This window comes from Schlesneria sphaerica (assembly GCF_044336245.1).
GTDB classification, from domain to species: Bacteria; Planctomycetota; Planctomycetia; order Planctomycetales; family Planctomycetaceae; genus Schlesneria; species Schlesneria sphaerica.
The window spans coordinates 4,097,154-4,122,682 of sequence record NZ_CP172346.1; the positions used below are offsets into that span (position 1 = coordinate 4,097,154).

Annotated in this window: 19 protein-coding genes, 6 tRNA genes and 1 pseudogene; 13 read left to right on the forward strand and 13 right to left on the reverse strand. The window is 56.2% G+C overall.

The window, feature by feature from the left end:
• The first annotated feature begins 1,136 nt into the window (after positions 1-1,136).
• Both ACGY09_RS14825 and ACGY09_RS14830 read left to right on the forward strand, forming a co-directional pair.
• Positions 1,137-2,195, forward strand: a complete 1,059-nt coding sequence (locus ACGY09_RS14825) for a DUF1559 domain-containing protein (protein WP_397568337.1) — start codon at positions 1,137-1,139, stop codon at positions 2,193-2,195.
• Positions 2,196-2,412: 217 nt separating this feature from the next.
• On the forward strand, positions 2,413-2,916 hold the full coding sequence (locus tag ACGY09_RS14830) for a carboxypeptidase regulatory-like domain-containing protein (protein WP_397568338.1): 504 nt from the start codon (positions 2,413-2,415) through the stop codon (positions 2,914-2,916).
• A gap of 189 nt (positions 2,917-3,105) precedes the next feature.
• On the opposite strand, the gene ACGY09_RS14835 is transcribed toward ACGY09_RS14830, so the two are convergent.
• Positions 3,106-4,212, reverse strand: a complete 1,107-nt coding sequence (locus ACGY09_RS14835) for a slipin family protein (protein WP_397568339.1) — start codon at positions 4,210-4,212, stop codon at positions 3,106-3,108.
• A gap of 107 nt (positions 4,213-4,319) precedes the next feature.
• Between ACGY09_RS14835 and ACGY09_RS14840 the strand changes: the two genes are divergently transcribed.
• Positions 4,320-4,622, forward strand: coding sequence for a hypothetical protein (locus ACGY09_RS14840; protein ID WP_397568340.1), 303 nt, complete (start codon positions 4,320-4,322; stop codon positions 4,620-4,622).
• A 199-nt stretch (positions 4,623-4,821) separates the two neighbouring features.
• Here ACGY09_RS14840 and ACGY09_RS14845 read toward each other — a convergent pair.
• The 9 genes from ACGY09_RS14845 to ACGY09_RS14885 form a co-directional block, all read right to left on the reverse strand.
• Positions 4,822-4,893: transfer RNA gene (locus ACGY09_RS14845), tRNA-Cys, on the reverse strand.
• Positions 4,886-5,416: a GNAT family N-acetyltransferase gene (locus ACGY09_RS14850; RefSeq protein ID WP_397568341.1), complete on the reverse strand. Its 531-nt coding sequence runs from the start codon at positions 5,414-5,416 to the stop codon at positions 4,886-4,888. The genes ACGY09_RS14845 and ACGY09_RS14850 overlap by 8 nt, the downstream gene beginning before the upstream one ends.
• Positions 5,417-5,539: 123 nt before the next feature.
• On the reverse strand, positions 5,540-6,133 hold the full coding sequence (locus ACGY09_RS14855) for an HNH endonuclease (RefSeq protein ID WP_397568342.1): 594 nt from the start codon (positions 6,131-6,133) through the stop codon (positions 5,540-5,542).
• 480 nt (positions 6,134-6,613) lie between these two features.
• A tRNA-Ser gene (locus tag ACGY09_RS14860) sits at positions 6,614-6,703 on the reverse strand.
• Between the two features lie 82 nt (positions 6,704-6,785).
• Positions 6,786-6,871: transfer RNA gene (locus ACGY09_RS14865), tRNA-Ser, on the reverse strand.
• Between the two features lie 70 nt (positions 6,872-6,941).
• Positions 6,942-7,026, reverse strand: a tRNA-Ser gene (locus ACGY09_RS14870).
• A 127-nt stretch (positions 7,027-7,153) separates the two neighbouring features.
• Positions 7,154-7,225: transfer RNA gene (locus ACGY09_RS14875), tRNA-Phe, on the reverse strand.
• Between the two features lie 569 nt (positions 7,226-7,794).
• Positions 7,795-9,240, reverse strand: coding sequence for a DUF1501 domain-containing protein (locus ACGY09_RS14880; protein WP_397568343.1), 1,446 nt, complete (start codon positions 9,238-9,240; stop codon positions 7,795-7,797).
• The gene (locus tag ACGY09_RS14885) at positions 9,237-12,416 is read right to left on the reverse strand and encodes a DUF1553 domain-containing protein (RefSeq protein ID WP_397568344.1); all 3,180 of its coding nucleotides are present in this window, start codon (positions 12,414-12,416) and stop codon (positions 9,237-9,239) included. The genes ACGY09_RS14880 and ACGY09_RS14885 overlap by 4 nt, the downstream gene beginning before the upstream one ends.
• 529 nt (positions 12,417-12,945) lie before the next feature.
• Between ACGY09_RS14885 and ACGY09_RS14890 the strand changes: the two genes are divergently transcribed.
• Positions 12,946-13,272: a hypothetical protein gene (locus ACGY09_RS14890; protein ID WP_373649452.1), complete on the forward strand. Its 327-nt coding sequence runs from the start codon at positions 12,946-12,948 to the stop codon at positions 13,270-13,272.
• A 167-nt stretch (positions 13,273-13,439) separates the two neighbouring features.
• Here ACGY09_RS14890 and ACGY09_RS14895 read toward each other — a convergent pair whose 3' ends face one another.
• Positions 13,440-13,958 carry a hypothetical protein gene (locus ACGY09_RS14895; protein WP_397568345.1) on the reverse strand — a complete coding sequence of 173 codons (519 nt, stop codon included), beginning with the start codon at positions 13,956-13,958 and terminating at the stop codon, positions 13,440-13,442.
• 2,715 nt (positions 13,959-16,673) lie between these two features.
• Here ACGY09_RS14895 and ACGY09_RS14900 point away from each other — a divergent pair.
• From ACGY09_RS14900 to ACGY09_RS14935, 8 genes and pseudogenes are all read left to right on the forward strand, one after another.
• On the forward strand, positions 16,674-17,300 hold the full coding sequence (locus ACGY09_RS14900) for a DUF1016 N-terminal domain-containing protein (protein ID WP_397568346.1): 627 nt from the start codon (positions 16,674-16,676) through the stop codon (positions 17,298-17,300).
• A gap of 178 nt (positions 17,301-17,478) precedes the next feature.
• On the forward strand, positions 17,479-18,417 hold the full coding sequence (locus ACGY09_RS14905) for a hypothetical protein (protein ID WP_397568347.1): 939 nt from the start codon (positions 17,479-17,481) through the stop codon (positions 18,415-18,417).
• Between the two features lie 496 nt (positions 18,418-18,913).
• Entirely contained in the window at positions 18,914-20,530 is a 1,617-nt protein-coding gene (locus tag ACGY09_RS14910; protein ID WP_397568348.1) for an AAA family ATPase, read from the forward strand.
• Between the two features lie 63 nt (positions 20,531-20,593).
• The gene (locus ACGY09_RS14915) at positions 20,594-20,722 is read left to right on the forward strand and encodes a hypothetical protein (RefSeq protein WP_397568349.1); all 129 of its coding nucleotides are present in this window, start codon (positions 20,594-20,596) and stop codon (positions 20,720-20,722) included.
• A gap of 110 nt (positions 20,723-20,832) precedes the next feature.
• Positions 20,833-21,105 (forward strand): annotated as a pseudogene (locus tag ACGY09_RS14920) (transposase); the annotation flags it as partial.
• Positions 21,102-21,962, forward strand: a complete 861-nt coding sequence (locus tag ACGY09_RS14925; RefSeq protein WP_373650866.1) for an IS3 family transposase — start codon at positions 21,102-21,104, stop codon at positions 21,960-21,962. The pseudogene ACGY09_RS14920 and the gene ACGY09_RS14925, both read left to right, overlap by 4 nt.
• Before the next feature lie 18 nt (positions 21,963-21,980).
• Positions 21,981-22,370 carry a TIGR03067 domain-containing protein gene (locus ACGY09_RS14930; RefSeq protein ID WP_397571880.1) on the forward strand — a complete coding sequence of 130 codons (390 nt, stop codon included), beginning with the start codon at positions 21,981-21,983 and terminating at the stop codon, positions 22,368-22,370.
• Between the two features lie 142 nt (positions 22,371-22,512).
• Complete coding sequence (locus ACGY09_RS14935; RefSeq protein ID WP_397571881.1) at positions 22,513-22,779, forward strand: transposase; 267 nt, start codon at positions 22,513-22,515, stop codon at positions 22,777-22,779.
• An 82-nt stretch (positions 22,780-22,861) separates the two neighbouring features.
• Here ACGY09_RS14935 and ACGY09_RS14940 read toward each other — a convergent pair whose 3' ends face one another.
• Positions 22,862-24,145 carry a hypothetical protein gene (locus ACGY09_RS14940; RefSeq protein WP_397568350.1) on the reverse strand — a complete coding sequence of 428 codons (1,284 nt, stop codon included), beginning with the start codon at positions 24,143-24,145 and terminating at the stop codon, positions 22,862-22,864.
• Between the two features lie 562 nt (positions 24,146-24,707).
• On the opposite strand from ACGY09_RS14940, the gene ACGY09_RS14945 reads away from it, so the two are divergent.
• Positions 24,708-24,962: a hypothetical protein gene (locus ACGY09_RS14945; protein ID WP_397568351.1), complete on the forward strand. Its 255-nt coding sequence runs from the start codon at positions 24,708-24,710 to the stop codon at positions 24,960-24,962.
• Between the two features lie 87 nt (positions 24,963-25,049).
• Here ACGY09_RS14945 and ACGY09_RS14950 read toward each other — a convergent pair.
• Positions 25,050-25,123, reverse strand: a tRNA-Arg gene (locus ACGY09_RS14950).
• Positions 25,124-25,529 lie beyond the last annotated feature (406 nt).

Here is a 25,529-nt window from a genome sequence, read left to right on the forward strand (position 1 = left end):
GTTCTCAATGGTGATTTTCCCCGGGTCAGCCGTGTTGAATGAGACAGGCTGTTCGCAGATTCGGGGCGCAAAGGATTTTCCAGAAAGAACACGTAGAAGTTCTGCTGACCGGCGGCATGCAGGTCATGAATCGACTCGTCCCCGGCATTTCGGATGCGCAAATGACGATGCCCGTACCGACGAAAATCCCGGGCACCGTCTCCGAAGTATTGCATCTGATGAAGTGACCGAAAGACTTGTTTCGACCCTCGATCCTTTTTGCCGTCCTTCGTCCATCCATGGGACTTCTTCGCAGACCCGGTGAAGTCGCTCGTCCGCAATGAATCGATCACCGCAGTTCCCGTTAATGAGAAATTCAGGTGTTGCCTTGAAATTCCATTGACGGAACCGGCCTGAATGACGAAGATAAATCCGCACCGAATAGGTGATATATGAATGCGGCCTGAAGCCCATCAACCGTTTTGTCATTGCAGCGCTGACCATTTGTCACTGGAGGCGGCTGCCGAGGCCATGGAGGTCTCATGAACTACTCCGGGTTGAATGCTCTTAACGGCACAGTTGACCGATTCCCATGCGAGCGTTGTCAGATGCTCATTCAGGATCTGAGGGTCGTGACGCGCTGTTGTGGTGGCTAACTCGTACTAAAGTGCTTCTCGAAAACTCTGGACCGGCATCAGGTCTCCGCTCCTACAGGAGAATGCGATCTCCGTGTGTGCTCACGCAAGTGTCCTGTTGCACCCTTGCGTAGGGCATCACACAGCATGCCCGGTCTCATCATGCTGTTTACCTCATGCATGGGGCGGCAGCACGCCGTACGGATGTCACCGCATTTGGTCGTGACCCCTGTGCGGTTCTTTCAACAGTTGCAGGCCATAGGCCGCACACAGGTTTGTTGACGTCATCGCTCGTAAACGAAGCATGCTCGCAGTCCTGACTGTCAACCAGCGCAGCGGAACGGCTTGCGCTCGTGATCCGTTGTCACCGTGACAACTCTGCTACTGCACACACCACAGTTCGCATTTTGCCGCTCAGGACAAGCAGGGGGGCTGCTGCCCAGGCTCTGCGCACAGCGTACCCGGCGTGTCTTCGTACACAGTTCGTTTCTATGAGAAGGTTTTGTTCGTAAGGGGAGTCCCGTGCCAAATCAATCAGGTCGCAGACGTCGAATCAGTTATGGATTTACACTTATTGAATTGCTGGTGGTGATTGCGATTATTGCCATCCTGATCTCGCTGCTTTTACCCGCCGTACAACAAGCGCGAGAAGCCGCCCGTCGAACGCAATGTAAGAGTAATCTCAAACAGATTGGACTCGCGCTCCATAACTACCACGATGTTTATAATGCGTTCCCGCCGGGCAATATGGATTACTCGGCGAACTGGAATAATAATGTCCCCTTCGTCGACCCTGGACCTCAATGGGGGTGGCCGACGTTCATTCTGCCGCAACTTGAGCAGGGGCCGCTGTTCAATCAGCTTAGTCCGAACACGATTCGACTGAGTGAGTATGGATCTCCGGCCTATGAAAACTTGCGTCCACTCACGCGAACGGTACTGAAAGTCTTCCGTTGCCCTTCTGACACGGGATCGAAGAACACTCTGCAGGGGACCCCGGACGACCGCCACTTCCAGGGCACAAACTGGCCCGCCGAATACACAGCGACATCAAACTATGTTGGGATCCATGGGAACCGGCAGTCGCGCGCCTGGAACTGGTGGCTCAGCACGGGAGATCGTGTCGAGGAAGGGGCCTTCATGAACAATGAAGGGACCCGGATGTCGGACTTCCCCGATGGACTGAGTAATACCTTCCTCGTGGGAGAGCGGTCCTGGCTGTGCAATGCGGGTTCGTGGGTCGGAAATCGCAATCCACCGGGAACGGGGATGTGGGGACAGTACTATACGCTCGCCCGCGTCGGTGATGCGACCACCTGTGGGGGAGGAGCGACCGGCAACGCCGCGCCCCTGAACGCACCCTGGACCACCGTCGCACAGCGCCAGAACAACTGCTCGCAAGGGTTGGGAAGTCAGCACACAGGGGGTGCTCATTTCCTGTTCGGCGACGGCACCGTCCGATTCATCAGCGACAATATTGAATTCAACAGTGGCGACGTCTGCGGACGAATCTGGAAGAACCTCGGTGTCTACAACAAGCTCGGTATCCGTGACGACCGCCAGTCCGTGGGCGAGTTCTGAATCGGAAATTGGCGCGTATGCAGGACGTACCTCCCGGCCAAGCTGCATCCCTGCGTGAAGAGTTGTTCTTGTGACCCCCCTCTGGATGATCAGAGCGAGATCTCTCACTGCAAATTCAGTTGCTGGGAAGTCACCGCGGGTGTTGCAGTCATCTGTTCCCCGAGGTCAGTGGGGCATCCTCCATGACCGTCGCTCAGAAACGAAAGGATTTTATGAAATGAAGTTTTTGCGAATGACGAATTCTGTACGAGTGATGGCTCTTCTCGTGACCGGCTTTGTGGTCACCGGGTGCGGGAAAAGCGGTCCATCGCTCACGGATGTGAAGGGATCGATCAAACTCGACGGCAAGCCGCTAGCGGGGGCGCAGGTCACGTTCCACCCCGTTTCCGGCAGCCGTCCGTCCTATGGCATCACGGATGCGAGTGGGAATTATAGTCTGAAGTTCACCCAGGATCGTTCCGGAAGTCTGGAGGGTGATCACCTGGTCCGAATCTCGACATGGTCGCCGCCGGTCGATGACGGAAAGACCACCAGCCCGGGCAGCGATGAGAAAGTTCCTGCGGCTTACAACGACAAGGCAGAAGAGACTGCTGTCATGAAGAAGACCGTGAAAGGAAAGGTGGCTGTGGTCGACTTTGAACTCGATTCCAAGGTCGGTCCCCTCCCCAAGCGGCCCACGCTGAGGGCGGCCAAATCCCATACCGTCACCCGTCGGATGTAAGGGAATTGATCTCCCTTTCTCCTGCCTCAGGCAGGTGCGCACGGGTCCTTCTGTCGGGATCAGAGGCTGAACGCAAAAGGCCCCTCGCCCTGAAAAATCAGGTGAGGGGCCTTCAGTCCTAGAGGAATCCACACAGCATGACGGGGTCAAACCCTTCCCTCGCGATTGAGGGAAGGGGACACGGTCGCGTTACAACAGATTGATCACTTTGTCTGACAGCCCTTTATCACCCACGATGATATTGAGCTTTCCAGAGGCCGCGATCTTTTCCAGGACTTCGAGCTCACGCAGTCGCATGAGCGTCGGGTTGTCCGCCAGCAACTTCGCGGTGTTGGCCTGACTACGGATCGCCGCCGTCTCTTCACGTCGGGAGATCAGGTTGGCCTCGGCCGCCTTATGCGCTTCGGTCACCTTGTTCATCAGTTCTTTCATGTCACCAGGCAGGATGACGTCGCGGATCCCCACAGACGCAAGTTCCAGACCCAGTTCCGTGGCACGGCGTCGAACGCTGTCCTTGATGTCCTTCGCGACGGCATCCTTGTCCGTCAGGAAAGCGTCAAGTTCGCGGGCTCCCACGACACTCCGCAACACAAGCTGGGTGTCTCGGTAAAGAGCCTGCCGGACATCGTCCGTCTGACTCACCGTCTTTCGTGCGTCAACGACCTTGTAAGTCACCACGGCGTTCAACCGCAAAGTGACCTTGTCGGCCGTCATAATTTCCTGACCACCCACATCAACGATCGTTTCACGCATGTCGACTTCCACGACCTTGGCTTCCGCCGCATCCTTCCAGAAGGCGTATTCGCCAGGTGGCAGTGAATCGACATACCGACCGTCGATAAACAGGACCCCCACCTGATCACGTCGCACAGTCGTGACATTCAGGGTGAGAGGAGCCAGTTTGGAACGGACGATCGTCTTAAACTGGTCGTGCTCGAAACGAACCGTCCGCGTATCGACGATCTCGACACGGACCTGCTTCTGTGTCGTCCAGAAGGCGTACTGTCCCGGCGGCAGGATGTGACTGAACCGGTTTTCGATCCAGACAAGTCCCCGTTCATTGTCCTTCAAGTCCAGCACGATCGCCTGATCGGCCAGTGCACCCGATCGGATCATCAGGTCCAGCTTTTCATGGTCCAGGCGAGGCTCACGCTGTGAGACAACATCCACGGAGACTTTTCCCAGCGGGTCAAAGAACGTGTAAGTTCCCGCCTTGAGCAATCCCTGGAACTCTTCCTCACGGAACAGCAGGCCTACCTCATAGGAACGAATCTGATAACGCTTAAACGGAAACACGACGTACCTCCTTTCTGGAGGATCAACCAGATCAGTCTGCACCGGGTCACCCCGCAGAGACGGCTTCCGACCGGCTCATCGCAGACGCAATGACTTCAGAATGAAAAATGAAACGGAAAACAAAAAAGTCCGCAGAAGGTGAAGCGTTTGCCGATCACCCGGAAAGCCACGGAGAGACACTTCCGTCAGGGGCCGGGCCGGGCGTCGATGCGAGCGACGGGGGACCTTCATTCAGAAGCGAACTTCTGAATTCCTCAGTCCTCCTGTTCTCGCACCGTTGCCTGGTGGGCAACCTTGGCGGAATCCATGTCCTGCAGGGTGACTTCGCAGGTTGTCATGGCGGTGGAAAACCACTGCCATGGCCGATCAAACAATCGCTCACCTTCCTTGGTCATGTGGGACAGGTCTGACGACCTGCCAGCGTTGGGTTTGACCAACGAGGAACGGGAATCGAACCCGCAACCTCCAGCTTGGTAGGCTGGTGCTCTGTCCGTTGAGCTATCGACATTGATTGCCATTCGTCAGAACCCATGTTCGGAACAGTTGAGGCCAAACTCGACTGAGTGACCCAACCGCCGCTGGACCCGGCAACAATGCTTTCCTTCAAAGTGACACTGGTGGGAGTCGAACCCACTGAGGGCGGTTTTGCAGGCCGCCGCCACTCCGAGCGACATCAGTGTCGTAGATCCTTTTTCAGGATCGAATACAAAATGCAGTCGTGCGATCGTCCCCCCAGTCGGATGCGTCGCCTGAGCACTCCTTCGCGAACCCCTCCCACTTTCTCCGCGACACGCTGACTGGCACGATTGTCGACAGACGCGAGTATCTCGATTCGCTCAAGACCCCCGTCTTGAAATGCCCATTGGCAAAGCTGTCTTGTTGCTTCCGTGGCAACTCCCTGACCAGTCGATTCCGTCCTGACCCAATAGCCCAGTTCAGCAACTCCATTCTTCAAGTCCAGACGATGAAGGCCGCAGCCCCCCACGACCGTCTCATCCCCGTCAATGATCAGAAAACTCCATTCTACATTCCGTTCCCAGGCGGACGTACGGCTCGACACCCACCCCGTCGTATCCTGACGGGAATATGTCTCATGGCACCAGGGCATCCACTCAGACAGCTCACGCCGCGACGCCATCACGGCCGAGTAGATTCCTTCCACATCCTCGGGCCGATAGGTTCGAATCCGGACCGGCGTCTTCATTTTGACCTCCACCTCGCAGACCATCCTTGTTCTCTATCGACAGCAACGACAACATCTTCGATCCACGAGCGTCGCTTGAGTGAGTCGCTGCGAAGCCACTTCCTCAAGCGACGGACAAGAACATCATTCGGAGAGTTCCACAGTCCAGTAGGCTTCGCTGAGGAACTTAGACCAGTTTTCGATCCGGACAGCCTGCTGAGCGTACAGAGGCTTCCAGGCCGGCCGGACCGGGGCTTTTCGCAGAGGCATTGCGGCCTCGCCCGGGGTCCGGTCCGCCTTCCGGTTGTTACAGGCCAGGCAAGCCAGGACACAGTTCTCCCAGGAGCTGGTTCCCCCTCGCGAACGAGGCAGGACGTGGTCGAGTGTTAGTTCCTCGCTTCCGGGTTTCACTCCGCAGTACTGACAGGTGTACCGGTCCCGCTTATAAATGTTCCGTCGACTGAATGTCACCACATTCACGGGAACGCGGTCATATTCCGTCAGCGTGATCACCTCAGGAACGCGAATCCGGAACGCGACGGATTGCACGAACAGCTCATCGTCGTGCGGGATCAGTCGCGACCAGTCAGACCAGGTGTAAAGCTGGAAGTTGGCCGGGTCGACAATCCGAGCCCGCTCCGCAACGACGAGCGTCAGTGAACGAGCGACCGAAGCCACGCCCACCGGCTGCCAGTTGCGGTTCAGCACCAGCGTTTGCCGACTCAACACAGCGACCACAACAACCTCCTTCGTTTCGATCCGGGAGCGTAAACGGAATCATCAAAGTAACTCCGCCAAACCACGGCAGGAAAGCCGGACAGCTAAGCCACAATCTATCCACTAAATCACAGGAATCGCAAAAAGCAAGAATTCACTCAAAGAAACAATACGTTCGGTCGCAACTCAATCCATCCCGATTCATTACGAAATCACCAGAAGCGAATTTAAGGAGTTGCTACGCATTCACTGATAGCCCCGGTTGACGCGTCCTCGCGGCTACCGGGGCGGCAACAGCCGCAAGAGGTTTCCCGCAACCGCAACAACCGCCGGACCGAACCCCCCATCGCCGAAAGCAAAGGCGAACACGAGAATCTATTCTCGGGGAGTTTCTCAGTCTCCCTTATTCTTATCTTTGAAGCGCGCTTAATACCACAAACAAGCAATTCACCTCCCTGTCATAGATATCTGTCCGTGTGTAATCCCGTTTCGTTCACTCAGCGGAAGGGGCGGGAGTTGAACCCGCAAGGCATTCAAAAAATACTCGACCGGCTTCCAACCGGCTCCCGTCGCCATTCGGGTGGCCCTTCCTTTGTGACTTGTCCAGTTTAGAAATTCCGTCGGATCTTGGAACGGTGACATCAGGCACCGACCCCAAGTCAACTTTTCCAGGCGGAAGGCAAGGGATTCGAACCCTCACGACCCGAAGGCCGCACGGTTTAGCAAACCGGCCCGGCAAACCCTATCCGGCTACCTTCCTCATCTCACACGCGACCGATCGGGCGCTTGCGCAATCCTCGATCACTTGTTTCCGTCATTCCATGGTCAGCGGAAGCCGTGGGACTCGAACCCACAAGCGGGTTTCCCCGCCGCCTGTTTTCAAGACAGGTCCCTGATCCAGCCGGGTGACTTCCTTCCGGTTATTACATAGTTAGTTAGAGAACGGGGACTGGCGCGAAGTCGTCCCGAAATCGACCCACGAGCACGTCAACTCTTCGTCCTCGATGAAGATGTCTTTGTGGCACACTCCAAGACAGGATGTGGGCTGGAAGGCGCTCGAATCCTTCTCTCCTGGTCTTCAGCCAGGCGCTAAACCGTCTCAGCTACCAGCCCTTACCTCGGCCCTCCGTGAATTCGTCCGGGAGGGCTTCCGCGGGTAATTGAACCCTCAAAAAAAGAAAGCCCGGTGTCTGGGTGTGACACCGGGCTTTCTGCTGATGGCAGCATACCGCCTCTGTCACGTGCGCAAGGGAAACGACGACTCGCTACTTCGAGATCCGGTCTCCTCGATACTGATCAACGCCCTTCCCAGACGGGTGTGGCCGATGCCGGCAAAGGGCTTGCTGGACACAAGATGCAGGGAGCCTGCCACGGAACCACTTATGGAACCGCCCACTCCCAAAGGGTTGCTGAGGTTGATTTCGTACTTCAGTGTGGAAAGCATGATCTTCCGCCAGACCGAGTCGGTGTTCCTTCACGAACACCAGTGACACGATGATCAACTCGATCACCGCCATCGACAAGGACCCGTCGAGCAGTAGAAGGTTCGCAGAATTTTTTGTTGAATTCCAAAGCGACCGTCATCGGCTGCCGGTCAGCCGTGAATCCCCGTCGTCAGCGGCGCGCCCCACGGACCGGGTACGATGGAATTACTTCCAGTGAGCTGCTGTGATCTGCAGTCGCTAGGCAAGGATCCCCGACACCACTTCGCCACTGACATCGGTCAAGCGATAATCTCGACCCTGATTGTGAAACGTCAGTCGCTGGTGGTCGATCCCCAGCAGATGCAGCAGCGTCGCATTCAGGTCATGCACGTGGACCGGGCGATCGACGACGTTGTAACTGAAGTCATCGGTTGCCCCGTAGATGGTCCCCGGCTTAATCCCAGCCCCCGCCAGCCACATGGTGAAGCAGCGCCCATGGTGATCGCGGCCATAGTTCGTCGCTTCCAGGCTCCCTTGGGAGTAGGTCGTCCTGCCGAACTCGCCTCCCCAGACCACCAGTGTCTCGTCGAGCGATCCTCGTTGCTTCAGGTCCTGAATCAAGGCGGCACACGGCTGATCGACATCGCCCGCCTGAAGCCGTAGATCGCTGGGAAGGTTGTAGTGCTGGTCCCAGCCTCGATGATAGAGCTGGATGAATCGAACTCCCCGTTCCACCATGCGGCGGGCCAGCAGGCAGTTCGCCGCGAATGAGCCTGGCTGGTGAACTTGCGGTCCATAGGACTTCAGTACCTCCTGAGATTCTCCTTTCAGATCGATCAGATCGGGGACAGAAGACTGCATCCGAAACGCCATCTCGTATTGAGCGATGCGTGTGTCAATCTCGGGATCGACGGCGGCCAGGTTGGCCTTTCGATTCAGTGCCGCCAGCGTTTCCAACTGATCTTGCCGAACCTCCTGATCGACTCCCGGCGGGTTGTTCAGGTACAGCACCGGATCGCGGGAACTCCGCAGGGCGACCCCTTGATGATTGGAGGGAAGGAAGCCAGATCCCCAGAGCCGGGCATAGAGCGGGTCTGCTGGACGTGCGGCGCTCCCGCGTGAAAGCAGCACCATGAACACGGGAAGATTCTGATTCTCACTTCCCAGCCCGTAGCTTAACCAGGAACCAAAACTCGGGCGGCCCGGTTGCTGATGCCCCGTTTGAAGCAGCGTCACTGCCGGATCGTGATTAATCGCTTCGGTATGCATCGACCGGATAAAGCAAAGCTGGTCGACGATCTGGGCCGTGCGGGGCAGGGCATCACTGACCCACATTCCGCATTGACCCTGACGTTCAAACGAGAAGAGCGAGGATGTCACAGGAAACGACGCCTGACCACTGGTCATCCCCGTCAGTCGCTGAGTTCCCCGCACCGACGCCGGAAGCTCCTGCCCATGCAGTTGTTTCAGATCCGGCTTGTGATCAAACAGGTCCAGTTGCGATGGGCCTCCATGCATGAACAGATAGATGATGTGTTTGGCTTTTGCGACCGGGTGCGGGCCTGACTGCCGTTCCGTGACCACCCGTGCTTCATTGCCCAACAGAGACGCGAGGGCCATTCCACCCAGGTTGACCCCGCACGCCCCGAGACAGGCGCGTCTGAGAAGCTCGCGACGTGGCAGGAATTCATCGAGTCTGTTCATCGGCGTGTGATCACTTCATCGAGATTGAAAAGTGTGTGTACCACGATCGTCCAGGCCGCCACTTCCCGGGCATCAAGCTGGGAATTTCCGGGCGCCGTGCCGACGCGAACGAGCTGCTCCGCGGCTGGCAGATCATCTCCGAAGCGAGCACGCTGTCGTTCCAGCAGGCCGATCAGCAACGGGATCTCTTGAGAATCCGGGCTCCGGGAAACAATCCGTCGGAACAGCGAGCTCAGCCGTCGCAGGTCATCACGCGAACTGGCCGTCGCCGCTTCCGCCAGCACCCGTGAAGCCTCAATCCAGGTCGGATCGTTTAACGTGAGCAGCGCCTGCAGCGGTGTGTTGGTCCTCAATCGTCGCACCTGACACTTCTCCCGCGTCCCCGCATCAAAGGTTAACTGCGCCGGGGGCGGTGCCTGTCGTTTGTGGTAGGTATAAAGACTGCGCCGCCACAAGTTGTCGCCGGTCTCTTCGACATACGAATCGTCTCCGTTGTAAGAGACTTCCTCCCACAGTCCTTCCGGTTGATACGGCTTGACGCTGGGGCCACCCAGCGTTCGCGTCAGCAGTCCTGCGGCTGCCAGAGCCTGATCACGGAGCAGTTCCGCAGGGAGACGAAACCGGGGGCCATGCGCCAGCAGTCGATTCTCCGGATCACGCTGCAGCAGTTCCTCAGTCCCGTTCGACGACTGCCGATACGTGGCGCTGGTCACGATCAACCGCAACATCCGCTTGATGTCCCAGCCGCTGTCGACGAACTCCACTGCCAGAAAGTCCAGCAGTTCGGGGTGAGTCGGTAGATCTCCCTGTGAGCCGAAATCATTCACGGTCCGCACCAGTCCCTCACCGAACAATTGCTGCCACAGCCGATTCACCGTGACGCGCGCCGTGAGCGGATGCCGTCCGGAGACCAGCCACTTCGCCAGCGTCAGCCGGCTCCGTGGCGCGTCTGCCTCGACCGGGGGGAAGATCGCAGGAACTCCCGCATGCACTTCCGCTCCCGGCTGATCATATTGACCTCGCAGCAGGACGTGGGTCGGGCGGAGTTCCTTGCGGTCTTCCATGACCAGCGTTGTTGGAATCTGACGACGCAGCGCTGCAACACTCTCCCGCCCCCGCTGCAAGTCGACATGGGCCGTCTTGATTTCCGGAGCCGCTCGATGGTCGATGTAGTACTGCTTGAGAAAGTTCGTCTCTGCGGCGACCCGTTTTTCGACAGGGCGTTCGAGAATTCCTCGCAGTCGTTCGTTGTCGTACCACGTCTCCGCGTCCCCTTCGCTGACGAGCGACGGGACGACGGTGATCTGATCAAGTAATCCGTAGAATCCCAGACCCGGATCGCGTCGCCCGATCCTCAGAGGTTCGGCACACTCGATACTCCCGGTCAGGTGATCTCGACGAATCGTCAACGGAGCGGGGTGGCCGTCGAGAATCAGCCGCAGCCCCGTCGATTGATGAGATCCATCATACTGGATCACGGCGTGGTGCCATTCATGTTGCGAGAACTTCTCTTGCGTGACTGCCACAATCTCATCAACACCCCATTGATAGACCAGGTGGAGATGCAGCTGTCCCTTCTGCCAGAGTACCTCCAGCCCCCGACGTCGCCCGACCGGTTCAATCTTTGAAATCAGGCAGCCGACCGAGCCGGTCGACTTAAACCAGACAGAGATTGTCCACGGGGCGTCGGCCTGAAAGTCGAGCGGCACCTCAACATGCTGCGTGGCGTCGAACTGACCCGCTTCGCCTCGAATTCCCGGCTGCTTTTTGATCGCTGTGCCGATCGAGAGCGCATTCTTGTGAGCCTGATCAAAGTCGCAGGACAGAGCCGAACCTTCAACCGGCGGACGCAGCTCGTTCAATGCCGACTGCTGCCATTGGTTCAACTCACTCTCCAGATTACTCGCGAAGCTCGAGAACCTCGCTTCCAGTTCGGTCAGTCGTTGCTGCCGGCGTGCCAGTTCGTCGACCTGTTCGACCGTCGGGACCTCGACCGTCGGTGGGGGAGAATCAGCATAGATCAGTCCCGGCTCGACCGAATTATTGAAATAAGCGAAGAGCTGATAATACTCCTGCTGCGAGACCGGGTCGTACTTATGATCGTGGCACTGAGCACACCCGACCGTCATTCCCAGCCAGACACTCGCCGTAGTCTCGACGCGATCCGCTACGGCTTCAACACGGTATTCTTCATCCGTGATACCGGTTTCGTTGTTCGCCATCGAGTTACGGTGGAATCCTGTCGCAACGCGCTGCTCGCGCGTGGCTGCGGGCAACAGGTCTCCTCCTAATTGCTCGATCGTGAACTGATCAAACGGAAGATTCGCATTGAACGCAGCAATCACCCAGTCCCGCCAGGGCCAGGCTTGCCGTGGTCGATCTCCGAAGTAGCCGTTGGTGTCCGCGTACCGCGCCGCATCCAGCCAGTCGATCGCCATTCGTTCCCCAAAATGAGGTGAATTCAACAAGCGATCCACCGCTTGCTCATAAGCGGCATCGGGATCCTCCTGAGCCTGATTCAGGTACTCGTCCAATTCTTCGGAAGTTGGCGGCAGTCCTACCAGATCGAGAGAAACCCGCCGCAACAGGCGGGCCGGGTCTGCCTCCACGGTCGGCTGCAACCGTTCCTGCCGCAACCTGTGAAGCACGAATCGATCGATGGCGTTCCGCGACCAGTCGTCACGTGCCGTGTCCGGCACCTTCGGCCGGGCAGGGGGGATAAACGCCCAGTGATCGGCATAGCGTCCCCCGGCTTCGATCCAACGCTGTAGCAGGGAGATCTGTGCACCGGAGAGACTCTTTCCGCTCGACTCGGGTGGCATCCTCAACTGCGGATCCGTGCTCCGCAGCCGTTGCAGCAGCACACTCTCGTCCGGCTTCCCCGGCACGATCGCCCGGGACCCGGAATCCGTGACGGCCGTCGCTCCGTCGGCTCGATCCAGTCGCAATCCCCCCTGCCGTCCCTGCTCATCAAATCCATGACATTGAAAGCAGTTCTTCGAGAGGAGCGGGCGGATATCCCGGTTAAAGTCGATTTCCTGATCTGCGAGCGGGGCAGCGAGACCCCTTGAGTCTGCTGCTTCGTCGGCCGACGCTGCCCCAGCGAACCCGGCTGTGATGAAACTCAAACAAGTAATCATCCAGACAATGAACCAGGCTCGCATCGTTAACATCATCGAGGAACTCGCTTTGAGAAGCCTCCGAGCAACCCCATCCGAAACCAGTCACCCGCAACGGCGTCGACGCTCACAGATCTGCCCGGCGTCCGTCTCTCGGCGATCGTCTCAACAGTGCCGCTAAACAGAGAAACCAACTGCGAGAGAAACCCGTTCGAGAAATTTGGACACGTCGAGCCTCTCGACTGTGGCACGTTTCGGAAAACGTGGCAAGTCACCGCATGCCATCGCGAGGACCTGACCTGATCCCGTCTGAGTGGTTCGCCCGGTTCGTTACCTCGTTTCCGACATCGATGCCTGATCGGTCTGACCTCGGCACAAGGGCTGTTTGAGGGGCTGTGTCAGGGGCTGGGTCAGGGGCTGGGTCCGTGAAGCGAATTCTCAGAATGAATTCTCAGTGCGATCCTCACATTCTGCCACTCGCAAATTGCTGGTGGACATTCCTCCGGGTTCGCATAACATTGCGGGCGCAGTTGAACCGAGTGGGGATACGAAAGACGTCAGGCACCGTGGATGGCGGGAAACCGGAATGGCTAAGTCAGGAAAACGAGATTGGGGCAGAATTCGTCAGGCGTTGAAGGACGCCCTGCCAGCCGATCCCACCTTCAACCGCGTGGACAGCCTCAATCTGCTGATGTTTCTCGCCCACAACCCAGACACACCACTCTCCTTGCAGGATCTGGAAGCTCGTCTCGCGGACCTGGGACCGAAACTGGAATCCCTTGTCTCCACGCTCGAAGAAATGGGACTGGTCAAGACGTCAAAGCAACGAGGAATTCATCTCTCAAAGCACGCCACCGACCTGATGTCCGCCCCTCCGAAGGAATCAGACCCGCAAAATCAGAAGCCCGTCTAAAGACTGCCAGCCAACCGATATCCCCGATTGACGTCTCCGCGCGGGGACTGCGTGGCGCTCGCCACCAGCGGTTTCCTGGCCCGTCTCTCATTCCGCCCGTCACCGCTGTTTCGCAGTGCACGTCGCCATGGCGGCTGGCCGCAGCGACGCAGGACGACCTGTCTCTTTTACCGCGCAACCTTCGATGGAATGGGAGCGGCGAGAGCCGTCGGTTTGGGACCAATCGCCAAGGCGGGTGTCTTCTTGGTGAACTGTTTCAGCGGCATCTGGTAGTACCGCGCCCCATCTCGTTGCGGCTTGCCGTCGAAGGTGAGCGTCATGATCCGCAGAAGAGCCCGATCGGCAAATTTCTTATCGACCTGCAGCGTTCCTGCCAGCTTCCCATCTGCGGTCGGCTTCAGATCGATCGTGGCATTCAAGAGGTAAGCTCGTCCTCCCCCCGGTCTGGGATCGCTGAACGCCACCACGCTGACGGAGTAGATCGGTTTCAGCCGTCCCTGATCGGCCAGAGTGAACGAGACATTCAGCACGTCCCCCTGCGGGACGACCTCCGCCTCATACTTCAGCCCCCACTCGTCCTTGGAAGGCCCCAGGTCATAAAAATGCGACCAACCAAGTCCCGCCATCACCAGGACAGCCACGAGGGCCAGGCCACCCGTCGCCCACCGAGAAATTCGAAAACTCATGTTACGCACACCTGAAAGGGGAATCGCCCGTCGAGTAAGACCGCCACGGCCAGCCCAAGCCTCAAATAGTTAAGACAGTCGCTCGCAAGGCGCCGCATTGAAGTCCCCCGCCCGATTTTGAGCAATATCAAGTTGGGTGCTCACCCCCCAGAGCACTCTTCAGATCGGGTGTGACCGGACTTCCGGAATTGTCTGAGTAAGAAACTGACGGTGCAAGAAAGCGGCCTCTATGCCATGCTTTGGGTAGAGAGTAGACCCATGGCATTAACGGCAAGGAGGCCGACGATGAGCATGACAGCTCCCGTGGAACCGGCATCCTGCCGGTTCCGTTCCCCAGTCCGGCCAATTCCAAGGCTCCCCCCCCTTTCACGCGGACCCACAAAGTCCCCAGAAACCGGCAGAATGCCGGTTCCACATGAAGCCCCGCTTTTGGTACGACGCGTTCTTGCTCCGAATTGTCAAAGATCAGTCAATCCATCGATCCGGCCTGCGGCTCTCAAGATGCCGCTGTGTGCTGTGATCCCCGCTCATTCAGCGTTTTCGCTCATCAACGCGTGAAGTGGCGGAAAAGGCCCTCAGCAGAAATCCCTTGGCCACTCTGGCCAGTCCCTCAAAAATACGTAACCCGTGATCGCGATAACACATGGGACTGGCCACCGACTGGCCAAGGGCTGGCCAGCCTGGCCAGCCCCGCCCCCCCCGTCCCCCTCCGGCAGCACCCCGAATCGTCTTCCTGAGTGCCCCCCAGCAGGCCCTGAACAGGGTTGAAAAATCCCGTTGAAAGTTCCCGTCGCGGCAAACGTCCCCTCGCTGCTCGAAACAACGCTTCGACACAAGTCGTCCCCAGCAATCTTGCAATCATCCCACGTCCCGATCGCTCCGCACGCAGACACGTCGCCCTGTCGCAAGAATTGTGTCTCCCTGCCCCAGATCCCCAAGACCTCGCGCAATAATGGACGCTCTGTACCCTCGCCACTCGAGTCTCGACGACGAGGTGCAGCGTCCGCCAGACGAACCACGCCTCGCTGGGCTTCGCCCTTATTCGCTGACCGAAATCGCTGACGAAAAAAGTTCTTCAATTTTGAATCCCCTCGCTCTGGTCTCGTCGCCATTCCATGTCGGATTTGGAATGCGGGTAGTTTCAATCACCGACAGCAACCCGACGAGCCCAAACATCCAGACGTTTGGAATAAGGGACAAGTGCGGACAATGGACCCGCCCCCAGCTTCTTTGCCAGCCTCTTTCCCGGCCTGAAAGGCCACCAGAGCTAGATCTGCTGTGTTCCCCGGCCCCGAGCGCACCGGGTAGCCCCGGTTGCCGGGGCTTCGCGGCTACCGGGGCGGCGTCAGCCGCAAGAGGTTGCCCCAGCCGAACCCACCCCTGAGCGAAATGTCTTTCTGCAGCATTCGGTCGTGTTGGGAAAAACCTCTTGTGCTGCGCACACCGGTAGCCCGGTAGCCCGGAAGACCGGTCAACCGGTGCAACCCGTTCGCCGGCGTCAGCCGCAAGAGGTTGTCCCAGCCGAACCCACCCCCGAGCGAAATGTCTTTCTGCAGCATTCGGTCGTGTTGGGAAAAACCTCTTGTGCTGCGCACACCGGTAGCCCGGAAGACCGGTCAACCGGTGCAACCCGTTTGCCGGCGTCAGCCGCAAGAGGTTGCCCCAGCCGAACCCACCCCCCGAGCGAAATGTCTTTCTGCAGCATTCGGTCGTGTTGGGAAAAACCTCTTGTGCTGCGCACACTGGTAGCCCGGAAGACCGGTCAACCGGTGCAACCCGTTTGCCGGCGTCAGCCGCAAGAGGTTGCCCCAGCCGAACCCACCCCCCGAGCGAAATGTCTTTCTGCAGCATTCGGTCGTGTTGGGAAAAACCTCTTGTGCTGCGCACACTGGTAGCCCGGAAGACCGGTCAACCGGTGCAACCCGTTTGTCGGCGTCAGTTGCAAGAGGTTACCCCAGCCGGACCCACCCCCGAGCGTATGAACTTGGATCTGCTGTGTCCCCCGGACCCGAGCGCACCGCCTAGCCCCGGCCTGAAAGGCCATCAGAGATCAGCCCAGGGCAGAGCGCTGCGGCGAAGCCGCAAAGCGCCGCCCTGGGTTGGCGAAGAGTTGCGTCTCCTCCGCCCTGTTAAGGGCACAACAACCATTCAAACGTCACGCCACCGAATCCCACAAACAAGACGTTCGGACTGAAAGCCCCTGCTCCCGACACGCAGACAGGCCGCGAAAGAATGTGTCACCCTGAACAGGGCTGGCAACAAATCATGCCACTAACCCAGGGCGGCGCTTGCGGCTTTGCCGCGGCGCTCTGCCCTGGGCTGGCTTGTGGATGCCTTTCAGGCATCAGAATCAAATGCTGAACCGCATTGAGTGCAACAGGATCTGAGATGTCCCCCGGCCGGTGTCTCGGGGACGACTTCCAGAAATTCCTCCGACAAAACTGCGCCATCGCTGCATAACCCTCCGGAAGTGCGGTCACACCCCTTCAGATCAAGAAAGTGGCTTGAGGTAGAAAAGCATTCTGGACCGGGCGTGCCATACGACCAACGGCTCAGGCCCCGGCACCTGACTTGAATGTGACTTCCATTTCCACTGATCACAACGTTGACAGTGTCGCAGCAGTCGAGTTAGACACTATTGAATCACCACTTGGAGCCCCGTGAAATGCTTGTCCCATCCCGCTCAAGACAGGCCCCATCGCCACGGAGGGTCAGTTGAAGAAGGCCGCGAATCGACTCCGTAAATCCACGGTGGGGTCCAATTCCAACGCTCGCCTCACTGTCGATTTCGATGAGGTGATGCAGTGGATCGATGCTGCACGGCTCCGTGCAACTTCCGTCGTTAACACAACTCTTATCGAACTCTACTGGACGATCGGTCAATATATCAGTCGCAAAACTGATGAAGACGGCTGGGGCAAGGGAACCGTTGAAAACCTCGCCGAAGCAATCAAGAAACGCTATCCCACGCAACGGGGATACTCGCCCCAAAATCTTTGGAGAATGCGACAATTCTATGAGACATATCGCCACCGACCGAAAGTTGCGACACTGCTGAGAGAATTGTCCTGGACTCACAATCTGTTGATTCTGTCAAAGTCGAAGCGGGCAGAGGAACGTGAGTTTTATCTCCAGATGGCTTGCGAGCAAAAGTGGTCCAGTCGGGAACTCGAGCGACAGTTTGCGGGTGCTTTGTTCGAACGTGTCGTTCTTACGCCGACAAAACTCTCAGCACCGCTGAGAGAAATCCATCCAGATGCTGCGACAGTTTTCAAAGACAGCTACCTTGTGAAGTTTCTTGACCGACCACTGCCGCACTCCATCGGCAACGCGAGGACCTGAAATCCTGAGTAATGCACGGGGTACGGGTACTTTTGGTATCAGGCCGAAATCCGAGCCGCAGCAGCCGACCGGGAAAATGCGTCTCAGCGAATTCCTTCCGAATCCTGTTCCTCAGTGAGATGGATTCATAGCATAGCAGCGAACAACAATCCTGAAACCTGCACAATTGGGGAACGGAATGAAGAAGTTCAACCGACTCACTCAGGGCGTCTTCGCGGCGTTCGCCCTCATCGGGTGGACAGCCACGCTGCCCGGCCCACTGTCAGCGCAGGTGGGAAGCAGTGAACGAGTTACCCAGCAAGATCCGCCAGCGGCGGCACCGAAGGGCTTGCGTGTTTTCTATGCTTCGCACAGCTTGATGTGGTACGTTCCGAAACCTCTGGGAGAGATGGCTGAAGCGGCAGGGATCGAGGGCCATCAACTGGTCGGGCTGCAATCCCTCGGTGCATCCCGGACCCTTCAGCACTGGAACCTGGCCGACGACAAGAATGATGCCAAAAAGGCTCTGAAAACCGGCGAAGTCGATGTTTTCGTGATGTCGCCCATTTCGTTCCCCGATGAAGGGATCGAGAATTTCGTCAAGCTGGGGTTGGAACATAATCCCCACATGCGATTCATCGTCCAGCTCTCCTGGGGCGGTGGCGACATCGATAACCAGGACTTCCCCAACGGGGCCTTCGACAACGTCGACAAAGAAAAAACAACGGAGCAGCTCAAGCGATACAACCAGAGAAACATCAAGGCGGGGGAAGCTCAGGCCGACGCCATCAACGAGAAGTTTGGTAACGGCAAGAAAATTCTCGCCCTCGTCCCCAGCGTTCAAGCGATGGTGACGCTACGAAGCAAAATCGCCGAGCAGCAATGGCCCGGCCTGACCAAACAAAGTGAGCTATTCGTAGACCCGGTCCACCCGTCCGCGCCACTGGAAGCCCTGAATTCCTATCTCCACTTCGCCGTGCTCTACGGAAAGAGCCCCGTAGGCTTGCCCCTGCCGGAAATGCTGAAAAACGCCAAGCGCGAAGCATGGAACGACAAGTTCAACCACGCATTACAAGAACTGGCCTGGGAAACCGTAACCGACTACCCCCACAGCCTCGTGAAGGAAGCCGAGGAATGACAAAGTCCGGGCAGTCGTTGCCGACTCGGATTGGCGGGCAAGGACATCGGACGCGTTACGGCTTGGTGTCGAGTCTGCGGACCCAGGGGCAGCGTAATCTGAATATGAGGTAGAATGGGGAAGACTCGGGAAGCCTGATGCGAAGACGAAAAAAAGGGATTAGCTCCGCAGACGAAGCCAGCCCTTTTTTCGTTTTCTTAAGAAGACTCCACCTGGGTGCGACCTCGCAACCTTCTGTTCCGTAGGCCAGTAGTCAAAAGTCGAAGGAGTTCGAAGAAAAATCTTGTTTCACAGGGTTTTCGTCACTCCTGACAACGCTCACAGGTTTCTCATCTGCGTCACGAAACTTGGAACGAGTCATTGCAACAGCCCCGTCCGGAAATCCCGCGTCTAGCAAACTGGCGAGGATGATTTGTTTGCCCATAAGATGGCAGAAGTCTATAAGGGCATTTCGGGGTGGCTTTCTCCAAATCGTCTAGGGTCGTGAAATCATTATATGGCATTTTCATTGTCGATTCCGCGTGGTGAACCGAACGGGGCTTTAAACTTGACCGTAGCCGTCGGGGAAATGCTGTTCATTCTCGGTGCGAATGGAACTGGCAAATCTAGCCTGATGCAGGGATTCTCGTCAGCGAGCCCAGAGAACACGAGGCGGATCGCCGCGCATCGACAAACATGGTTTCGATCGGGGTCACCCGAGTTTACCGGCCAGCAGCGTCAAGACTATGAGCGGAGCGTTGTTAGTTACGACCGCCATGCAAACGCAAGGTGGATGGACGATTACGCACCGCAACGCGCTCAGATGGCGATCTACGATCTGGTCAATTCTGAGAACGTGCGTGCTCGCGATATTACACGCGCCGTGGATGAGGGAAGAAAAGAGGACGTCGCCAATTTGGCTGAACGAGAGGGCGCATTCAAAGTGATGAATCGAATGTTGCGGCTTGCCAATCTGGGCATCGCTTTATCTGTCGAAGCCAACGACCAGATCATGGCTGTCCGGAGCAACAGCAAGCCTTACAGTATCGCGAAACTATCTGACGGTGAGCGCAATGCGATCCTCATTGCCGCAAATGTGCTGACCATACCTCCGGGAACGCTTCTTTTAATAGACGAGCCGGAACGGCATCTGCATCGCTCAATTGTCTCGCCACTTCTGTCGCTTCTGCTTAAAGAAAGACAAGATTGCGCCTTCGTTGTGTCCACTCACGAACCACTGCTTCCTGTAGATAATCCGAAATCGAGGGTCTTGTTGACGCGAGGTTGTGTATATGAGGGCGACAGTGCCACTTCATACGACATCGACTTGCTGGACAGCACCGACGCAATTGACGACGATCTGAAACGAACGATTCTTGGAGAACGCCGAAAAATCGTATTCGTCGAAGGAGTCGAGCACAGTCTCGATAAACCACTCTACAGCCTACTGTTCCCCAACGCATCAATTGTCGCGAAGGCTAGCTGCCGAGACGTGGAAAACGCGGTTGTTGGCATCAAAGGCACGTCAGAACTTCATTGGGTGAAGCCATTCGGCCTTGTCGACAACGATTCTTCCGAACCTGAGAGGATCGCGGATCTTCAAGCCAAAGGTGTGATTCCACTCAATGTCTATTCCGTAGAATCCATTTATTTCCATCCTGACGTGCAGAGACTAGTCGCCGAAAAACACGCAACCGTGATCGGTGGCGATGTGATTGAGAAACTCAGGCATGCAAACGATGCTGCAATGCAAGCGATTCGACAAAATGCTGGACATCTCAGTAACCGGATCGCCGAGAAGGCGGCACGAGCGCAGGTTTTTTCGCTTCTCCCAAAGAAGGGCGAAATTGGTGCGGGGAGAGAACGCACCGTTGTGCTTGATTTTCAGAAAATCGCAGAAGAAGAAGCCACCCGCTTACAAACGTTGATAGACGCATCCGACTTTGTTGGAGTTCTGAAGCGGTATCCAATTAGAGAGTCACCCGCGATTGATGCCATCGTTAGAACGCTTTCTTTCGCGAATCGTGCCCAATACGAAGCTGCTGTTCGAAAACTTCTGGCTGACAATCAAGAAGCAGTTCTGCGTGTCCATAAGTTGCTCGGTGAGTTACCGCCAGATCTCATAGCAACATGAGGTGCTGACGATTTCACGGACAGTTCAACATCTTAAACTGGAAGCCCCAGAAAGGATCATTGGATGTCTAAGAAAGTCGAAAAGAGAAATGCGAAACGAACTCGTCGGAGCTTCACGGAGGAGTTCAAGAAAGAAGCGGTGGCCTTGCTGGTGGATGGACACTCTGCCAGTTCCGTTGCGGAGAGGTTGTGATTTTTTTGGAAGTTCCGGTATGGACTTGCCCATGAAATGTGGGCGCGAGGAAAAGCGAGTATGCTTTTCTTCAAGGAGTCCAGAGGATGTCGAAATAACGTCGGAAGCACACGCCGGAGTTTAAGCGTGAGGCATTGAGTCTGATCAGCAGTCAACAGTTGTCCGTAGCAGAGGTGTCGCGCCGCCTGGGTGTCAGTCAAACGCTGCTCTACAAGTGGAAAGCGCAGTTCGCGGCGCAGGGCGTGCAGGCCTTTCCCGGCCAAGGCCAGCAGACGGCCCAGGAAGCCGAGCTGTCGCGATTGCGTCGCGAAGTCGAGCTCTTACGGATGGAACGTGACATTTTAAAAAAAGCGACACAGTTCTTCGCGAAGGAGTCCAAATGAAATATCAGTTCATTGAAGACCATCGCACTGTGTGGCCTGCCACAGTTCAATGTCGGGTATTGGACGTTTCTCGCAGCGGATACTACGCCTGGCGAAAACGCCCCGCCAGTGAATCTTCACGGCGACGCGAGGAACTGACGCGTCGCATTCAGACCATTCATGCGATGAAGTATCATGATGTTTATGGAGCGCCACGACTTCAGGCAGAACTGAAAGCTCAAGGCCATCCCTGTAATCGGAAGACCGTTGCTCGCTGCATGAAAGAGGCAGGCATCAAGGCCTCGACGGTGAAGAAGTTCCGCGTGAGCACGACGGATTCCAACCATTCTCATCCGGTGGCTGCCAATGTTGTGGATCGTGAGTTTGCTCCGTCTCAAAAGAATCAGACATGGACAGCAGACATCACCTACATTCCGACGGAGGAAGGCTGGCTGTATCTGGCGGCCGTCGAAGATTTGTACTCACGCAAGATCGTGGGCTGGTCGATGTCAGATCGGATTGACAGTCGACTGGTCGTTGATGCGCTGGAGATGGCGGTCCAGCGAGAACTTCCTGCAGCAGGCCTGGTGGCGCACTCGGATCGCGGGGTGCAATATGCCAGCGAACACTACCAGACTCTTCTGAGACGAAATCAGATCACCTGCTCGATGAGCCGCCGAGGCAACTGCTGGGATAACGCACCGATGGAGAGCTTCTTCGCCACCTTGAAGAAGGAACTCGTCCACCGCGAACGGTATCAGACCCATTCGCAAGCGCGCCAAAGCCTCTTCGAATACATTGAAGCGTTTTACAACCGCGTACGAAGGCACTCGACGATCGGGTATCTCCCACCCGTCAAGTTCGAACAGGCCATTTAATCCTAACCTCGCGCCCACATTTCATGGGCAAGTCCAGCACTTCAGGGCGAGTGGAAGTGTGTTGCTGGCGAAGAAAACGGAAAAGCACAAGACAGAAGTGCGGTCAAACGCGAGAACCGCCGTCTCACAATCAAAGGCAATTCCTTGACCATGGAGCGAGTTGGAGCAAGTTGGGTCGGCAAATTTGAGATTGATGCGATAAACGGTGATTTCGATTGGGTTGGAAAGGGGCCGCAAGAAAAACTCGTCGAATGGATCGGCATTTATGAACTGGATGATGACAACCTGAAGCTGTGCTTCATTTTTCAGAAAGACGGAAAGGCTAAGCGGCCCAAGGCATTTAGGGCGTTGCCCCCTGTACCGGGAATGCCTCAGGCTTTCTACACATTCAAACGAGACAATGACTGAATCGAACCATAAGAAGAAGTCTTCAAATCCGATTTTGGTTGGAGGCAGTTTCAAAACCCTTTTGTTGCAATAACGACTCTGGCAAGCAATTTGCACACCGGTAAGGGAGAAAGGAGTCCCTTACATGCGAATTACCCTGTCCATGTGGCCCCAGCGACGGCCGCCGAATACGACAGGGTCCAGGACGGTCCGAAAGCCATTTCTCGATGATGCCCAGTGGAATTCCATCAAAGATCTGTTTGCGAACCCTCTTCCATCCCCACTGGGAGGCCGACCACGAGTCGAGCCTCGACCGTGTCTGGAGGGAATTTTGTGGGTCCTGAAGGGCGGAGGGCGATGGCAAGATTTACCAGAGCGATACCCGTCTCCTGCAACATGCTGGCGAAGGCTCAAGGACTGGACGGAATGAGAAATCATGGTCAGAACGGGGGAATGAGAAAGGGGACATTCTGCTTTCCCAAGAAAGTAGAATGTCCCCTTTCTCTCCTGTGTTACTTTACATTGACTGTGTCAAAGCCTTCGTTACTTCGCATCACATGAATCATGTCGAGCACACGATATGGTGGGATGCCAGGATGGTAGTTCACAAATTTGTCTTCTGCGATCGCGACGCAGGGTCCTAATTGCTTTTGGAGTTCGGGGCTCGGCCAAATGTGGCAATTTTTTCCTTGACAAACCTCCGTACTCAATCCACTTGTTTTGACTTTCGTCCTTAATACTTCCGCCATTTCTCGATCTGCACAAAACGACATGTCTGCAACTTGCAACAAGCTTGGACCATCACCGAACCAGATACAGCCTACCATCACTGTTTGAGATTCAGCGGGAAGCAGACTGTTCCATGAGGTCTCTGTTGGTAGGTTTGGGTTGATGAAAATGTCGTTCTTGCCGACGAAGCGATCGTTGAAAAAATCTGGGTATCCCTCGCAAACGGTTTGCTTTTGTTGAGTATGATACTGCTCCGGATCTGCAACGTACTTTGACGCGAATAGCATACTTCGGTAGTGAGTGTCGATCAGAAAGATCAATTTGTAAAACTGATCCATCAGATCGTGATCGCGCGTAAGAATCATAGTTTCGCGACCAGTCATCAACCCATGAAGTACCGCCATGACGACTGTTTGTTCGTCGGCTGCATAATTATCTTTTTCATAGTCGCAAAATCCTTTCCACGCCATTCTCGCCGCGCGGTCACCGAACGTTCTATCTGTTTGCTTGAAGCCAGGGAAAAACTCCTCTTTTGTAGGCAACCTGCCGTTAATTTGTTCAAACTCAATTGCCCACTGCTTTCCTTTCAGCTTTCGCAGCAGCAAGAGTGAAATGTAATAGTTATATGCATGCTGCTTATAGTCATCCCACGAGAAGTTGCGAATAATCCGATCGCTCGCGTCTTCGATTCGGCTTCGAACTTGTTCTGCAAGAGTTTCGTCACTTCCTGGAGAAGTTAACCAGCTTTCGAGCTCTTCATTCACCATTTTCGAAATTGCAATTTGCTTAGAAAGAAGGGCTTGCCATACGCGCTCATCAAGCGGCGCTCGCAAAAAGCACGTATCAAGAAAGAATACTGCGTCTGCCAGAGCTCCATCCCTGAGCGCCTGTGCAATACCTTCAGCGGAGACCTGACGACGCACTCCGGCGTCGCGTCCAAAACTCATTCGCAGAATATGTCGTCTATTCTTCGGAACCTCATTAGTCGGAGCGGCCCAGGTAAGCTTACGGTTTGGGCGCTGTTCGACAAAATGCGTGCCGGTGATAGTGCGTTTGGCTTTCTTCATCAAGTTTCGTCTGCATGGCTCAGTGAGAATAATCTGATCCAGATATTGAGATCACTGTGGGAAGCGACTTATAGGGCAATTTTCAGAACGGGAGATCGGCAAATTCTTCTTCAGGCTTGTGTTTTCGATTGGCTGTTTTGGATCTTGCCTTTATCGACGGTTTCGGATCCATCATAGGAAGTTTGCAGGCTTTGGAAAGGTCTTTCGTATTAGAAGCAGTTTCAAATCCCGATACGCGATGACTGGTGCATCTGGCTCTTCAAGTAGAATTCAATCGGCAAAGTTTGCAGTAGGGGGTTTGAACCTGCTTCTAGTGTTTGTGACCAAGTTCTTCACCTTGTGCTGTGGCCCTTTGGCGATGGTGACTTGAGTCGTTGGATGCCGTGGCTCATGACCTCGCACGTGCGTCGCTACTATCGACACGACAAAGGGGTGGGCGTGTCTGGCAGGGACGGTTTAAGGCCTTTCCGATTCAGGAAGATGAGCACTACCTCACCGTGCTGCGTTATGCTGAGCGGAATCCGTTGCGACGGAATCTGGTTCCGCGAGGTCAGGGTTGGGAGTGGTCGAGTTTGAAGCCGACGGGTGCAGTGGGGCGGAAGGGCTGCTTGTCGATGGATCTGTTGTGAAGCCTGATTCCTGGACGCCGTTCGTGAATGGTGCAGAGACCGAGGCTGAGCTGAAGGCTCTGCGGCAGAGTGTTGAGCGGGGGACGCCGTTCGGTGGCGTGGATTGGCAGGTCGAGGCCGCGGGCCGGTTGGGTTTGGAGTCGTCTCTGCCTCCGCTGGGGCGGCTGCGTCTGGATCGCGACGCTTGAGGTTAAGTTGAGGTAAAAGAGAATGCGAAGACGAAAAAGGGACAGGCACCGCGGACGGAGCCTGTCCCTTTTTTCAAACTTCCAAGATACACCCCGCTGGGTTCGAACCAGCAACCTTCGGTTCCGTAGACCGATGCTCTATCCAATTGAGCTAGGGGTGCGTAGGCGAAAAGTCTAGCTGATGTGGGGGTTAACGCAAGTGACTGGTTTTGGGGATTGGGGAATTTTTGGGTTTTTGGTGGTTGTCTGCCGTTATCACCGGGCTTTCAGGATTTGCTTGGTTGCTGCAAGTTGTTTTTTGATCGTTGGATACGTCGGACAACGCGGGGGGTGAAATCCGTCCCCTTCGAATCACCGTCGGTGAATTCGATCGGGGACTGGTGGAACTCTGGGACCGGTCTGTGTTGGTTTGGGTGGTTCTTTGAATCTGCGGGGACGCGACCCCGTCTTCTCTTTCGGTTTGTGTCCATCAGGACACTTCGAGTCGGGAAGAGGTTCCCTGTTTCGTGTCACTCAGGGCGCACCGGGGCGAAACCTCGGACGGGGTGGCGCAAGACGGGGGAGCTC